The sequence below is a fragment of the Stenotrophomonas sp. a6 genome (assembly GCF_030913325.1).
Lineage (GTDB): Bacteria > Pseudomonadota > Gammaproteobacteria > Xanthomonadales > Xanthomonadaceae > Stenotrophomonas > Stenotrophomonas maltophilia.
In genome coordinates, this window is record NZ_CP133161.1 from 3,638,792 (window position 1) to 3,652,797 (window position 14,006).

The following is a 14,006-nucleotide window of genomic DNA, read 5'->3' on the forward strand; positions in this document are numbered from 1 at the left end:
GACGTACGTGGCGGCGGCGGGTACGTTCGCGGGGTAAGACGGCTGGGCGCGCGGCAACCCCAAGGGCGATTTGCGGTCGCGGTGGGTGCCGACCGTTGGCCGGCACATCGGGAACATCATCCACGCATGGCGTGGATCTACTGATGGATGATGGCGACGCCGAGCGGCAGGCGGGTGACCTGCAGACCTGCCGTCGCCGCCAACGCGTCCAGCGCCTGTTCCGGGCGATCGATGCGCAGCGCCGCACTGATCGCCGGCAGTCGCGACAGATCACCGCGCACGAACGTCGGGCCGGCACGATAGCGCCCCACCCATTGCACGGCGTCGGCGACGCTGGCCTGCTCCAGCAGCAGCTCGCCCTGGCGCCATGCACCCACGCTGTCGGCCGCCACATCCTGCAGGCGCGTCACGCCGCTGCGCTCGCCATAGACGGCGCGCTGGCCCACCTGCAGGTAGGTCCAGCCACCGTCGGCCGGGCTGGCCACACGCACCCTGCCTTGCCCGACCTGGGTTTCCACCCGGTCATCGCCACGCGCGACGGTGAACGCGGTCGAGATGTCCTCAACCACGCCATTGCCGGCACGCACGCTGAAACGCCGCTGCGCATCCGGGCTGACCTCGAACCAGACGCGCCCGCGCAGCAGCTCGACCTCGCGTGCGTGCGCATCGAAGCGCACGGCGATCGCGCTGTCCGCATCCAGCACTGCGCGGCTGCCATCGGGCAGCGTTACGTTCTGCACGACGTGCGAGCTGCAATGGTCGGCCTGCAGCCGCAACCAGGCCTCCGGCCATGCCACCAGCATCGCCAGCACAGCTGCAGCGGCCATCGCCCAGCGCATTCGATGCGGGCGGCGGCGTTCGGCACACCGGGCCAGCGGGCGTGGCCCGACACTGCGCCACAGCGTGCGCTCGTGCTCGAAGGCCCGGCGGTGCCCCGGCTCTGCCAGCCAGCGCTCGAACTCGTGCATGCGTCCCTCGCCGATGTCACCCGAGGCCAGCCACGCAATCCAGCCCCGGGCCTGTTCGGCCAGGGCATCGTCATTGGCGGCGGGCAGCGTGTTCGGCGGGCTCATCGGCTGGCGGACAGGCGCATTCAAGCGCGGGCGGGGGAACTAGACCGCATCCACGGTCCAGTGATCAAGACGTTTCAGCGAGGGCCAGGCCCAAGCCGGAGCGATCATCGGCCGCTGCGCGCCCAGGCCAGGCGTTGCAACGCGGTGCGCACATGGTTCTCGACGGTGGTCACCGACACCCCGAAGCGGCGGGCGATCTCGGCCTGGGTCAGGCCCTGCAGGCGGTTGAGCCGGAAGATGGTGCGGGTCGGCTCCGGCAGGTGTCCGGCAGCATCCAGCACACGCTGCAGCTCGTCCTGGGCCATGGCCTGTTCCTCGGTCGAGATGACCTCGTCCGGCCCCCACAGGTAGTGGTCGGCCAGCAGGCGGTTGCGCCGGGTCGATTCGCGGCCGTGGTCGGTGGCCAGGTTGGCGGCCAGCCGGTACAGATAGGCACGCGGATTGTCGATGGCCTGGCTGTCATCGACGCCACGCGCCTTGAACCACACCGCCTGGATCACGTCCTCTGCGCCGTTGTCGCCCCCCAGGATGCGCTGCACCCGGCGCAGCAGCGCAGGCCGCTCGCGGATCAGCAGTTCGGTGAGGGAGGCGGCATTGGAGGACATGCGCGGAACCGGGACGTCAGACGGAAGGCGCCGCGCATGCTACTCCGTTAATGAGAATCAGTCACGTTCGCATCAATGGATGCACCCGGTCAGCCCGTCATAGACGCTCTGCGAGGTCCCCGGCAACGGGTCATGCAGTGGATTGCGGGCGGCGAGCGCGGCATGGAAGGCTTCCACCGGTGTGCCAGGCTCCAGCGGCAGGCGGCACAGCCAGGTCGGTTGCCGGGCGACGATCGCACCGTCTTGCCGCGACACAGCCAGGTCACTGGCGGCAAATGCCCACAGGCACTCATGCACCGTGCCGCGCACCGCGTCCACCGAGCAGCGCAGGCGCAGGGCGCGGATATCGCTGTACTCGCCTTCGCAGAATGTATCGCCGCAGATCGCGTCGAACCCGTAATGCAGACGTCCCTCCAGGGCAAAGAAGCGGTCCCAGTTGGCTTCCTGCCGCGGGTAGTCGATCAGGTCGACGTAAGGAGAGGCCTGGGCCAACGGCGCAACCAGCAGCATGCAGAACAGGGCGAACGGCAGGGCAGACACTTTCATCGGCGGACTCCTTGGCAAGGTCGATCCAGCCTGCGCCCCCGCACCGGCCGGCCCTATCAGCCAACCCCGGCCTGCCGCGTGGGTCCCTGCCCCACGCAGCGGTCAGCCCCTCCCTCTGCACAGCGCCCGGCAAAGGCATAAAATGGGGGGCTATCCGTCTATATCCCCCACCTGGAGCACGACCATGGGTCTGGAACTCGTCTCGCCCGGCAAGAACCCGCCGGAAGAAATCAACGTCATCATCGAGATCCCGAAGGACTCGGAGCCGGTGAAGTACGAAGTGGACAAGGAAACCGGCGCGATCTTTGTCGACCGCATCCTGTCCACCCCGATGCGTTACCCCTGCAACTACGGCTACGTGCCGAGCACCCTGTGCGGCGACGGCGATCCGGCCGACGTGCTGGTGGTGCTGCCGCTGCCGCTGGTGCCGGGCTCGGTCGTGCGCTGCCGTCCGGTCGGCGTGCTGAAGATGAGCGATGAGGCGGGCAGCGACGAGAAGATCCTGGCCGTGCCGGTCTCGAAGATCTTCAGTGGCTACGCCCACGTTGAAGACATCGCCCAGGTCTCGAGCCACTGGCTGGAGCGCATCGGCCACTTCTTCGAGCACTACAAGGACCTGGAGAAGGGCAAGTGGGTCAAGCTGGACGGTTGGGGCGGCGCCGCTGAGGCCAAGCAGATCCTGATCGAGGCGCACCAGCGCCACCTCGACAGCAAGGCCTGAGCCTGAACCGGATCGCTCCGGCGGTACCCTGCCGGAGCGATGCGGGTCACGTTTCATGATGACGGCACATCACTCTTGCTGCCGTATTAGGTAAATTGCGTCACTTCACACGTCATCGACATCCATCGTCGAGACAGCCAGGGGAATGTGTCGTGCGTATTCTGCTTGTTGGGGATGCAGCCAGCCTGCCGGCTGAGCTGACCGAATTCATTGCCGATCTTGGGGAAGACTGGCAGCCGCTGACCGCCACCGATGGCCAGACCGCGATGACCGCGGTTGCCACCCAGGGCGTGGACGCGGTGATTGTCTGCCCGCAGCTGCCGGACCTCAATGCCACCACGCTGCTCGGCCAGATCAGGACCCTGCGTCCGGAAACCATCCGCATCGCGCTGGTGGACGCACAGCATGGCAACCGGCCGCCGCCGGCACGCCTGATCGGTGTCGCTCACCGTTTCCTGCCGTTGCCACTGGCACCGGAAGTACTGCTGGAAGCGCTGACCAGCCTGGAAGAGCTGCGCGAAGTGCTGGACAGCCCGCGCCTGCGCGATGCCATCGGCCGCATCGAGAAACTGCCGTCGCCGCCGCACCTGTACCTGAGCCTGACCCAGGCGCTGGAGCATGATGACGACGCCGACAGCGCCGACGTGGCCAAGCTGGTGGCCGCCGATCCGGCCATCGCCGCCAAGGTGCTGCAGTTGTCGAACTCGGCGTTCTTCAGCCAGGGCCGCACCATTGCCGACCTGCGTACTGCAGTCACCCGGCTGGGCCTGGCCACGCTGCGTGACCTGGTGCTGGCCAGTGAAGTGTTCTCGGCGCCGACGCTGTCGACTGCCGAACGCAACTCGCTGCAGCAGCGCGCCCTGCTCGCCTCGCGCCTGGCCGCACGCCTGCTGCCCGAGTCCAGTGCCGAACTGGGCGCAACTGCGGCACTGCTGGCCGACATCGGCCTGCTGCTGCCCGGCGTACGCAACGAGCGCACCGAGCCGTCGCTGGCCGGTGATACCCGCCCGGGCCATGCCGAAGCCGGTGCCTACCTGCTGGGGCTGTGGGGCCTGCCGATGCCGATCATCGAAGCGGTGGCATTCCACCTGCAGCCGCAGCGCGCCAACACCCGCAGCTTCTGGGTGACCGGTGCGGTGCACGTGGCCCTGGCGCTGGTCAACGGCGACCCGGTGGATGAGGACTATCTGCAGCGCGCGGGCGTGCTCAACAAACTGCCGCAGTGGCGCGAACATGCCAACAGCCTGATGGGGCTTACGCCGAGCGAAGCCTGAGTTCCGCCGGCAATCCACACGATGAAGGCGCGTCCGCAGGGACGCGCCTTCGTTGCATCAGGGCTGCGCGCAGTGGTCGTACACGCAGCGCTCGAACAGGAACTGGCAGTACGCCGCATCCTCACCGGCCTTGATGCAGTTGCTGCGCACCTCCGCGCAATAACGGCCATTGGCACACACCAGCGGACCGGCCGACACACTGCCGGCCAGGCTCAGGACGGCGAGAACTGCAGCAGCAAACATACGTGGCATCGCGTTGTTCATTTCGCGCTCTCCTCGGTCCGGAATGGACCTCTGCGAACCTACCAGCGGTCCAGTTGCGACAAGCGTGACCTTTGTCGCTGAACTGCCCTATTCAGAATTTCCCGACCCGGCTCTGCCAAACGCAAAGAGGGCGGGCCTTGCGGCCCGCCCTCCTCGTCTTGCCTTCAGGCTTCGATGGATCAGAAGCGCTGGTTGTACTGGATGAACAGGAAGCGGTCGTAATCCAGCATCGGGTCCAGCTGCACGGCACTGGCGTTGGTCACCGCGTAGGTGATCGGCGGGGTCTTGCCGAACACGTTGCGGGCACCGACGGTCACGCTGCCGTTCCACGGGGCCTGCCAGGTGGCCGAGATGTCGTGATAGACGATCGCGCCCTTCTTGTTGGCACCCAGGCCACCGCTCCAGCCACCGTTCTCGGTGTAGTAATCGGGCTGGTTGCACTCCAGGCCATTTTCCTGGTCGTAGCAGAAGTCGCGGAAGCCGCCGTAGTAACGCATGGTCCAGGTGGCCGACAGGTCGCCCTTGGTCCAGGTGCTGGCCAGGGTGCCGCGGACACGCGGGTAGTTCCAGTAGCCTGCGTAGTCATCCCATGCAGCACCCTTGGTGGCCTGCTGACGGAAGCTGGTCAGGTAGTTGGTGTCCAGGTTGAACGACAGGGTACCGAAGCTGTATTCCGGCATGCGGTAGCGGACGCCGAAGTTGTAGCCTTCGGTTTCCAGCGAGCCCAGGTTCGCGTTGCCTCGGCTCAGGCCGGTGACCTGCTGGCCGTTGGCGACGTCGCCACGGCTGTACTGGTCACAGAAGGCCTGCACACCGTTCTGGTAGCACTGGTTCAGCACGTAGTTCGCCGACAGCGCGGTGATCACGTTGTCGACAGTGATCTTGTACCAGTCCAGCGAGACGTTCAGGCCGCTGACGAAGCTCGGGCTCCAGACCAGGCCCGCGGTGCGGGTCTTGCTGGTTTCCGGCTGCAGCTTGTCGTTGCCCACACCCGAGTTGAACGGGTTGTTACCCTGGGTGTCACGGGCACTGATCGGACGACCGGCAGCGTCGGTCTGACGGAAGTCGGACGCCAGGCCTTCAGCACCGCAACGGGCTGCAACGGCCGGGTTGCTGCGCTGGCCGAACACGGCATCACACGGATCGGTGAACTTGTCGAAGGTCTGCGAACCACCACCGAACGTGTCGTCCAGGGTCGGGGCACGGAAGCCCTCGCCGTAGGTCGCACGCACCAGCAGGTCGTCGATCGGCTTCCAGGTCACGCTGAACTTGCTGTTGACCGTGTTGCCGAACTTGTCGTAGTCCGAGTAGCGGCTGGCGATATCCAGCGACAGCTCCTTGGCACCCGGCAGGTCACGCAGCAGCGGCACCATCAGTTCCAGGTAGAACTCGTTGGTCTTGTACTTGCCTTCGGTCGGCTGCGCGGCCAGCTCGGTGGTGTAACCCGAGGAGGACAGTGCGTCCGGGTGATCGTAGCCCGACACTTCGCGATGCTCGTAACCGGCAGCGAAGGCGAACTCGCCCGCATCGCCCGGCATGTCGAACAGCGAACCGGTGATGTTGGCGAAGTACTGCTTGCTCTTGCTCTGGCCGGTCGAGTTCAGCAGGGTGTTGATGTACTTCAGCGCATCCGGGGTCGCGGCGCTGGCGCCGCCCAGCAGGTCGAACGGGACGCAGCTGCCCGGGCTGGTGCCCAGCGCGATCGGGTTGGCAGCGGTGCCGCACTGGGCGACGCCGTTGGCGTTGATGAACGACGGGCCGAGGGCGTTCTTCAGGGCCAGCAGGTTGATGTTGCCCGAGCTGGTCTGGGTCACGTCGAACTGGTTGTAGTTGATGCCCACATCCCAGTCGAACGGACGGTTGTTGAAGTCGAAGTTGCCTTCCAGGGCCGCGTCGAAGTGCAGCGACTTGACGTTGTTCTGGGTGATGCGCGGCAGTTCGAAGATACGACGGCCCCAGCCACCGATGTCAACGCCGGCGCCCGGGTTGGCCCAGTTGCCCAGCGGGTTGTAGATGCTGTCCTTGCTGATCGCCACCGGGAACTGCGGCTGCGAGGTGCCGGTCAGCGGGTAGCCGGCGATCTGGCGCTTGGAATCGCGCTCGGAGTACATCGCCGTCGACTTCAGACGCAGGTTGTCGTTGATGTCGTAGCTGGCCGAGGTGAACATGGTCTTCGACTCAGCGCCCTGGTTCAGCATCATCTGCTGCGAGGCGTTGTAGTAGTCGTCCAGACCAATCAGGTGGTAGTTGTTGAAGTTGTTCGACGGCTGGCCAACGCCGACCGGGGTGTCCCAGGAACCGGTGTGGTTGACCACCCAGGTGTTCGGGACCCACTTGCCAGCCTTGTTGTATTCGCCAGCACCGGCGGTGCCTTCGGCACGCGGATCGGTGAAACGACCCCACGGGCCAGCCGGGCTCAGACCGTCTTCCTTGTGGCCCTGGCCATAGGAGTACTTGGTCAGGCCACGATCCTTGGCCCACACCGGATCTTCCTTGATGTAGTTCGCGCCGAACACGATCGAGGAGCGCTCGCCGCTGGCACCCAGGGTCAGGCTGTACTGGGTCTTGGAACCGTCGCCGTGGCTGTTCTGGCCATAGTAGGCACTGGCCTCGGCGCCATCGAAGTTCTTGCGCAGGATGATGTTGACCACGCCGGAGATGGCGTCGGAACCGTAGATCGCCGAGGCGCCGTCCTTCAGGACTTCAATGCGCTCGATCAGCGAGGTCGGGATGGTCGACATGTCGGTGAAGCCGGCCAGGCTGGTGCTCCAGCGCTTGCCGTTGACCAGCACCAGCGTGCGCTGCTCACCCAGGTTGTACAGGCTGACGTACTGGCCGCCCTGTTCCGGGTTGGACGCCAGCACGGCCGCCTTGCTGAAGGTCTGGGTGCCCGCCACGGACAGGTTCTGCAGCAGGTCGCCGACGCTGACCAGGCCCGAACGCTGGATGTCCTCATGGCTTACGGTGAGGACCGGCTGGGAGGTTTCCACATCCACCGAGCGGATGCGGGAGCCGGTGACTTCCAGGCGATCAAGGGTGGTCGGGGCACTGGCTTCCTGTGCGGAAGCAAATGCCGGTGCCAGCGCCAGCGCGATGCCGGCGGGCAGCAGGCCCAGCCGCACGGCAGGGGTGCGAACGTTCATCAATCTCTCCAAGGTACGTGTTAGTAGCGTGTTAAAACGCTCCAGCACGTTACGATTGCGTTGCGATGCTGTATTTGCGCGACCCAACCGTAGACTTTGCAGAGTGTGGCGGGAGCAAGCCGCCGTTTTCCCTGAACCGGGAAGCAGACTGCCCGTAACGGGCGCGGAAGGCCCGCGCGAAGCTGCAGCAGTTGTCGAATCCGCTGGCCGCGGCGACCTCGCCCACCATCATGTCGGTGTCGCGCAGCAGATCGGCGGCCCGCTCCAGGCGCAACCGTGCCGAAAGCGACTGGGGGCTCTCTTCATACAGGCTCTGGAAGGTCTTGGAGAGATACCAGCTGGAGAAGTTGGTCAGCTCGGCCAGTTCGCCGATCCGCACCACGCGGTGGCTGTTGCCCTCCAGATAGAGACGGGCGCGCTGCATGCGGCCGAACACCTGGCGCTTGCGGCTGCGTGAGCGACCGGGGCAGCGCTGTACGTTGTCGGCCAGGTCACGCTGCAGGCCGGCCAGATGCAACAACAGCGGGCGCAGCGCCTGCGCTGGCAGGCCGCTGTCGAGCGCATCGCGCCACAGGCGCAGGGCAACGCGGGCGTCGCCGCGGCTCATGCGACCACGACCGGCATACAGGCCGCAGTCGGCCATCTCGGACAGCACCCGCATCGCCTCCGCAGTCAGGCTGAGGCCCACGCACAGTCCGTTACGGCCGGCCTGCACCAACGGGCGCGACTCCTTCTCGAAGGCAATCCACTCGCCATGGCGCAGGCGGAAACGCCCTTCCTTGGCTTCCACCCAGGAACTGCCCCGCACCTGCAGCCAGACAGTGAAGCTTGACCCTGCGGTCTGCAGGCTGCCGAGCCGGGCCACGCCCATGCAGGTCGGCGCGAGATCGTCCAGCGCCTTGTCGAGGGAGACGGTTTGGCCACGATCGGCCAGCGAGAGTTGACGCATGGGGCACCACGGGTTTGCCTGATACAGGCTTCCGTTTTGCCTAATCAGGCGTCAGCCCGTCAGGAAAATCCGCCGAGATCGCCACGAATTCGCGGCGAGAACTCCACGAAAAAATCACGAAGAGATATTTTTCTTCAGGATCAATGACTTGAGAAAGGCCGGGAACAGTGCCGGCGTCGACCGGGGCAGCTGCATGACGCCGATGTCGGCACCATCGCTGACCGCCAGGGCGACGTACAGATCCCGGCCATCGGCGCTGGCACTGATGCCGTTGCCCGCGCTGAGCCGCTGCCGGTCCAGGCAGCGCTCGGGGGCTTCGGTGCCGGCCTGGATATGGATCAAGGTCGTACCGCATTCGGTCGAGTTGCCGAGATAGCCGATGCCACCGGTGCCCGCCACCGTCCAGGTGCGATAGCGCCATCGGCTGGGCCGGTCTTCACTGACCTGCTGCACGCTGGCCGGGGACAGTGCCGCATCCACCGACCACAAGCCGCCGGATGCCAGGCGTGTGAACAGCACGCGGCCATCGCCCCGATCGAAACGCGCCTGGGAGACGCCGTCGATACTGGCCAGGCGGCGCCAGGGGGTCACGCTGCGATCGAACAGGCTCAACCGGGTGCGTTGCTCTGCATCGCGCTCGACTACCAGCAGCTGCTCCGGGGTTGCCCCGTACAGGGCCTGCAGCGGCTGATCCACCGGAACCGGCAGCGGTTGCAGGTGCTCGTCGCGCGGGGCGATCTCGTAGACAACGGTACGCCCATGCTCGTCACGCCCGACCACCAGCAGCTGGCGGCTGTCGGCCGACCAGTCCGGCGCCTGCCGCCCCTCCGGACGCAGGCCCTCGATCGGCCGCAGTGAGTCGGGCCGCTGCATGTCCGCCCACCACAGCGCGAAACTGCCGGAACGATCGGAGGTGAAGACCAGCTGGCGACCGTCGGGCGCCGCCATCGGCTGCCCGTCGCGCCCACTGGACGCGAACAGCCGCTCGGCGCTGCCGCCGGCCATCGGCACCTTGAACACACCGAACTGGGCACGGCGGTGAACGAAGGCCAGCACGTCGCCGTGGCGCGACACCGCAGGCCATTGTGCGTCGTCGAGGCCGGCATCACGCAAGGTGCGGCGCTCCACGTCCAGGTAGTACAACCGCACCTCGCTGTCCACGCGCCGGCCGAACACGATGCTGCGCCCATCGCCCAGCCAGGCCCAGCCACGCTGTTCGGCGGATTCGTTGGTCAACTGCTCCAGCTCACCGCCTCCGGCCGGCATCCGCCACAGGTCGCCCATCTGTGGATTGCGCACGAACACCAGCCACTTGCCGTCGGGCGAGTAGCGTGGCGCGTAGTCAAAATCATCCTGATCGACCGCGTAGTCCAACGCCCGCCACTGGCCGCTGGCCAGGTCGAGCACACGGATGCCGCGATGGGCATAGCGGCCCACCATGCTGCCAAAGACCAGGCCGCGGCCATCCGGTGTCCAGTCGAAGCTGAGCAGCTCGGTTCCATCGCAACGGGTCGCCTGGCGCACGCCGCCGCCAGTGGCGCTGGCGATCAGCACCTGGCAACCGCCGTCGGCTCCAAAGCGGGCAAAAGCGATCTCGCGCCCGTCCGGTGACCAGCTCGGGAAACGGTCACTGGCCCCCTTGGGCGGCAGCGCCAGCTGCCGGGCCGGCGCATTGCCCGAGGTCTGCACCTTGATCACACCACCTCCGGCGCCATCCTCGTTGGCGCCTTCGTAGGCAACCTGGGAGCCGTCCGGCGAAAGTGTGGGATAGGTTTCAAAACCACTGGTGGCGGTGATCAGGCGATAGGGACGCTGCGGGCTGCCGATCACCCGCACGCCGTTCTCGACCGCTGCATCCACCGGTGAACTCGGATCCGGCCCGCGCCGCAGCAACAATGTGGCCATGACCAGCAGCGCGGCCAGCATCATCACACCCAGCACCCACAACAGCTGGCGGCGCAGCTGGCGCCAGCCGCGCCGGCGTGAAGGCGCTGCCGGCACGGCCAGCGCCGGAATCGTGCCGGCACCGTCCGGCGACGGCATCACATCCGCAACGGCCAGCGCGTCCACTTCCGCCGCCGGCTCGAAGTCGTCCAGCGCCTGCACCGGTACCAGCAGCCGATAGCCGCTCTTGGCGATGGTCTCGATGTAGGCCTGGCCATTGTCGTCGTCGTTGGCGAACGCCTTGCGCAGCTGGGTGACGGCCTGGGTCAGCACGTCATTGGTCGGCAACGTATCGGGCCAGACCTCGGCAAACAGCTCTTCACGGGTGACCACGCGCCCAGGCTGCCGCATCAACACGCGAAGTACGCCCAGCGCTTTCGGCGTCAGCCGCCGCGGACGGCGCGCGCCTTCAACCTCGACCTCACGCGAGGACAAGGTAATGACACAGTCGCCGACCTGCACGCGGTCGGCGTCAATGGGCGTGAGTTCGCTGCTGTTCATTTTCCGCTATACAGTAGGGACGGGACCTGGGCAGGGCTCACCAGCAATACCGTCCCCACCGTCCCTGGACAGGGCCATCGAAAAGCCAGATTCCGCACAAAGCATCGGCGCATACCGCAAAAACACTAACGCCCCCGGATATTAGCCTAAGCCGGTTACCCCGCCTATGACGGGGTCGACACTCAGGCTCTCTCTCGCCGACGCATTCACATAATCTGCATCACCATTCGCGCCCTTTTGGGCGCGAAATTTTTATCTGGCGTTCATTTTCACATGCGCCGAAGCATGGTCAATCCGACCAGACGCGACACCACAAGGCCGATATACATGACGCCTGCGAACTGTTCGAGCATCACCAGGGCCCGTGCCTGCGGGTGCAACGGCACGACGTCACTCAATCCAACTCCGGACAACAAGCTGAAGCTCAGATAAAGCAGCTCCATCCAACTGCGCTCGGGGCCAGCCGTCGCACCCTGGAAACTGCCTGGATACCACTGTTGGCACACCGCGAATGCAAAGGCGAACCCCCAGGCCAGCAGGGTGAAGGTTGCCCCGGCCGCGAACAGTTCGTCGCGTGTTACTCGATGGTCCTGCAGCATGTAGGCGATCAATGCCCCGGCCGTATAGAAGTACAGCAGGCTTTCCAGCAGCTGCGCGGTGGTCAGCAGCGCACTGCGGTCCAGCAGGGCGCCAGCCAGCGAGAACACCACCGATGGAATGGCCAGCAGCAATGCCAGCCACGTGCCCAGCGGACTGCGCTGGACCACCCACAGCGCCAGGCCGAGTACCGCCATGCCGACCATGCCCAGCGCCGCCCGGCCAGCGGCGGTGTCATCGAGGGCGGGATACAACAGCACCGCGATCAACTGGGCGGCCAGGAGCCAGGCCGAAGGATGGCGGCGGGCGATGGCCAGCCAGCGGGTGGTCGTGGCAACGGGCATGGCGTCCTTTCCCCTGGGCGATGCGCGGAGGATAGCCGGGCGCGGCGTGATGAACGGTAGTGCCGGCCATTGGCCAGCACTCTCCCCGGTCCCGTGCACGACGGAATGCCGGCCGGCGGCCGGCACTACCCGTTACCCGTCACCCCTGGCGGTAGACCTCGGCCCCGCCAGCACGGAACTCCTGCGACTTCTCCTTCATGCCGGCCTCGGCGTAGTCGCGCACGTCCTGGGTGATCTTCATCGAACAGAAGTGCGGTCCGCACATCGAGCAGAAGTGGGCCAGCTTGTGCGCGTCCTTCGGCAACGTCTCGTCGTGGAATTCCTTGGCCTTTTCCGGATCCAGGCCCAGGTGGAACTGGTCTTCCCAGCGGAACTCGAAGCGCGCCTTGCTCAGCGCGTTGTCGCGTACCTGTGCGCCCGGATGCCCCTTGGCCAGGTCGGCCGCGTGCGCGGCAATGCGGTAAGCCATGATGCCGTCGCGCACGTCCTGGCGGTTGGGCAGGCCCAGGTGCTCCTTCGGCGTCACGTAGCAGAGCATGGCCGTGCCAAACCAGCCGATCATCGCCGCGCCGATCGCACTGGTGATGTGGTCGTAGCCCGGCGCGATGTCGGTCGTCAGCGGCCCCAGCGTGTAGAACGGCGCTTCGCCGCATTCGCGCAGCTGCTTGTCCATGTTTTCCTTGATCAGCTGCATCGGCACGTGGCCGGGGCCTTCGATCATGGTCTGCACATCGTGTTTCCAGGCGATCTTCGTCAGTTCACCCAGCGTTTCCAGTTCGCCGAACTGCGCCGCGTCGTTGGCATCAGCGATGCAACCCGGGCGCAGGCCGTCGCCCAGCGAGAAGGTCACGTCGTAGGCCTTCATGATTTCGCAGATGTCTTCGAAATGCGTGTAGAGGAAGTTCTCCTTGTGGTGCGCCAGGCACCACTTGGCCATGATCGAGCCGCCGCGGCTGACGATGCCGGTAACACGCTTGGCGGTAAGCGGCACGTAGCGCAGCAGCACGCCAGCGTGGATGGTGAAGTAGTCCACGCCCTGCTCGGCCTGCTCGATCAGGGTGTCGCGGAAGATCTCCCAGGTCAGTGCCTCGGCGCGGCCGTCAACCTTCTCCAGGGCCTGGTAGATCGGCACGGTACCGATCGCAACCGGCGAGTTGCGGATGATCCATTCGCGCGTCTCGTGGATGTGCTTGCCGGTGGACAGGTCCATCACCGTGTCACCGCCCCAGCGGATCGCCCACACCAGCTTCTCCACTTCCTCGGCGATGCCGGAAGACACCGCACTGTTGCCGATGTTGGCGTTGATCTTGGTCAGGAAATTGCGGCCGATGATCATCGGCTCGCTTTCCGGGTGGTTGATGTTGTTGGGCAGCACCGCACGGCCACGGGCGATTTCGTCGCGCACGAACTCCGGGGTGATGATCTTCTGGATCGACGCGCCGAACGCCTCGCCCGGGTGCTGCTGCAGCAGGCCGGCATCGCGGATCGCGTCCAGGCGCTGGTTCTCGCGGATGGCGACGAATTCCATTTCCGGCGTGATGATGCCGCGGCGCGCGTAATGCATCTGGGTGACGTTGGCACCGGCACGTGCACGGCGTGGCAGGCTGCGCGCGGGGAAACGCACCGCGTCAAGCTTCGGGTCATGCTCGCGATCGCGACCGAACGAAGAACTCAGTCCTTCGAGCTGCTCGGTATCACCGCGCTCTTCCACCCAGCCGCGACGCAGTGCCGGCAAACCGGCGGAAAGATCGATGCGCACCTCCGGGTCGGTGTACGGGCCCGACGTGTCGTAAACGGTCACCGGCGCATTCTCTTCGCCGCCGAACAGCGTCGGCGTACGGGTCAGCGCGATCTCGCGCATCGGCACCTGCAGATCCGGGCGTGAACCGGGCACGTGGATCTTGCGCGAGCCGGGAATGGGCCGGGTCACGGATGCGGAGAGTTGCTGGGCCTGTTGCTGCAGGGCGGAGAGCTGTGCGTTCATCGGGCATCGTCCAGGAAGGTCAGGGACGAAGCGGCGGCGCACGGCACCCGCGCACGGACGG

General features: G+C 66.1%; 11 protein-coding genes. 2 read left to right on the forward strand and 9 right to left on the reverse strand.

Annotated features, from left to right (window positions below):
• Positions 1-137: 137 nt before the first annotated feature.
• From Q9Q79_RS16730 to Q9Q79_RS16740, 3 genes are all read right to left on the reverse strand, one after another.
• Positions 138-1,073, reverse strand: coding sequence for a FecR domain-containing protein (locus Q9Q79_RS16730; RefSeq protein ID WP_049396200.1), 936 nt, complete (start codon positions 1,071-1,073; stop codon positions 138-140).
• A gap of 104 nt (positions 1,074-1,177) precedes the next feature.
• A complete protein-coding gene (locus tag Q9Q79_RS16735; RefSeq protein WP_201862586.1) occupies positions 1,178-1,678 on the reverse strand; it encodes an RNA polymerase sigma factor in 501 nt (166 codons plus the stop codon).
• A 72-nt stretch (positions 1,679-1,750) separates the two neighbouring features.
• The gene (locus Q9Q79_RS16740) at positions 1,751-2,224 is read right to left on the reverse strand and encodes a hypothetical protein (protein WP_049396202.1); all 474 of its coding nucleotides are present in this window, start codon (positions 2,222-2,224) and stop codon (positions 1,751-1,753) included.
• Between the two features lie 184 nt (positions 2,225-2,408).
• On the opposite strand from Q9Q79_RS16740, the gene ppa reads away from it, so the two are divergent.
• Entirely contained in the window at positions 2,409-2,945 is a 537-nt protein-coding gene (gene ppa, locus Q9Q79_RS16745; protein ID WP_005410935.1) for an inorganic diphosphatase, read from the forward strand.
• A 152-nt stretch (positions 2,946-3,097) separates the two neighbouring features.
• The gene (locus tag Q9Q79_RS16750) at positions 3,098-4,219 is read left to right on the forward strand and encodes an HDOD domain-containing protein (RefSeq protein ID WP_005410936.1); all 1,122 of its coding nucleotides are present in this window, start codon (positions 3,098-3,100) and stop codon (positions 4,217-4,219) included.
• Between the two features lie 57 nt (positions 4,220-4,276).
• Here Q9Q79_RS16750 and Q9Q79_RS16755 read toward each other — a convergent pair whose 3' ends face one another.
• The 6 genes from Q9Q79_RS16755 to thiC all read right to left on the reverse strand — a co-directional run bounded on the left by Q9Q79_RS16755 (position 4,277) and on the right by thiC (position 13,945).
• Entirely contained in the window at positions 4,277-4,471 is a 195-nt protein-coding gene (locus Q9Q79_RS16755) for a hypothetical protein (RefSeq protein WP_223846439.1), read from the reverse strand.
• 191 nt (positions 4,472-4,662) lie between these two features.
• Positions 4,663-7,626 carry a TonB-dependent receptor gene (locus tag Q9Q79_RS16760; protein WP_005410938.1) on the reverse strand — a complete coding sequence of 988 codons (2,964 nt, stop codon included), beginning with the start codon at positions 7,624-7,626 and terminating at the stop codon, positions 4,663-4,665.
• 49 nt (positions 7,627-7,675) lie between these two features.
• A complete protein-coding gene (locus Q9Q79_RS16765) occupies positions 7,676-8,575 on the reverse strand; it encodes a helix-turn-helix transcriptional regulator (protein WP_005414398.1) in 900 nt (299 codons plus the stop codon).
• 114 nt (positions 8,576-8,689) lie between these two features.
• A complete protein-coding gene (locus tag Q9Q79_RS16770; RefSeq protein WP_043034060.1) occupies positions 8,690-11,020 on the reverse strand; it encodes a winged helix-turn-helix domain-containing protein in 2,331 nt (776 codons plus the stop codon).
• Positions 11,021-11,289: 269 nt separating this feature from the next.
• Positions 11,290-11,961, reverse strand: coding sequence for an ion channel (locus tag Q9Q79_RS16775; protein ID WP_012481194.1), 672 nt, complete (start codon positions 11,959-11,961; stop codon positions 11,290-11,292).
• A 139-nt stretch (positions 11,962-12,100) separates the two neighbouring features.
• On the reverse strand, positions 12,101-13,945 hold the full coding sequence (thiC, locus tag Q9Q79_RS16780; protein WP_005410942.1) for a phosphomethylpyrimidine synthase ThiC: 1,845 nt from the start codon (positions 13,943-13,945) through the stop codon (positions 12,101-12,103).
• Between the last annotated feature and the right edge of the window lie 61 nt (positions 13,946-14,006).

Coding starts and splice junctions, on each gene's coding strand:
- Q9Q79_RS16755 (WP_223846439.1), bottom strand. CDS start 4,471: ATGCCACGTATGTTTGCTGCTGCAGTTCTCGCCGTCCTGAGCCTGGCC.
- Q9Q79_RS16735 (WP_201862586.1), bottom strand. CDS start 1,678: ATGTCCTCCAATGCCGCCTCCCTCACCGAACTGCTGATCCGCGAGCGG.
- ppa (WP_005410935.1), top strand. CDS start 2,409: ATGGGTCTGGAACTCGTCTCGCCCGGCAAGAACCCGCCGGAAGAAATC.
- Q9Q79_RS16765 (WP_005414398.1), bottom strand. CDS start 8,575: ATGCGTCAACTCTCGCTGGCCGATCGTGGCCAAACCGTCTCCCTCGAC.
- Q9Q79_RS16775 (WP_012481194.1), bottom strand. CDS start 11,961: ATGCCCGTTGCCACGACCACCCGCTGGCTGGCCATCGCCCGCCGCCAT.
- Q9Q79_RS16760 (WP_005410938.1), bottom strand. CDS start 7,626: ATGAACGTTCGCACCCCTGCCGTGCGGCTGGGCCTGCTGCCCGCCGGC.
- Q9Q79_RS16740 (WP_049396202.1), bottom strand. CDS start 2,224: ATGAAAGTGTCTGCCCTGCCGTTCGCCCTGTTCTGCATGCTGCTGGTT.
- Q9Q79_RS16770 (WP_043034060.1), bottom strand. CDS start 11,020: ATGAACAGCAGCGAACTCACGCCCATTGACGCCGACCGCGTGCAGGTC.
- thiC (WP_005410942.1), bottom strand. CDS start 13,945: ATGAACGCACAGCTCTCCGCCCTGCAGCAACAGGCCCAGCAACTCTCC.
- Q9Q79_RS16730 (WP_049396200.1), bottom strand. CDS start 1,073: ATGAGCCCGCCGAACACGCTGCCCGCCGCCAATGACGATGCCCTGGCC.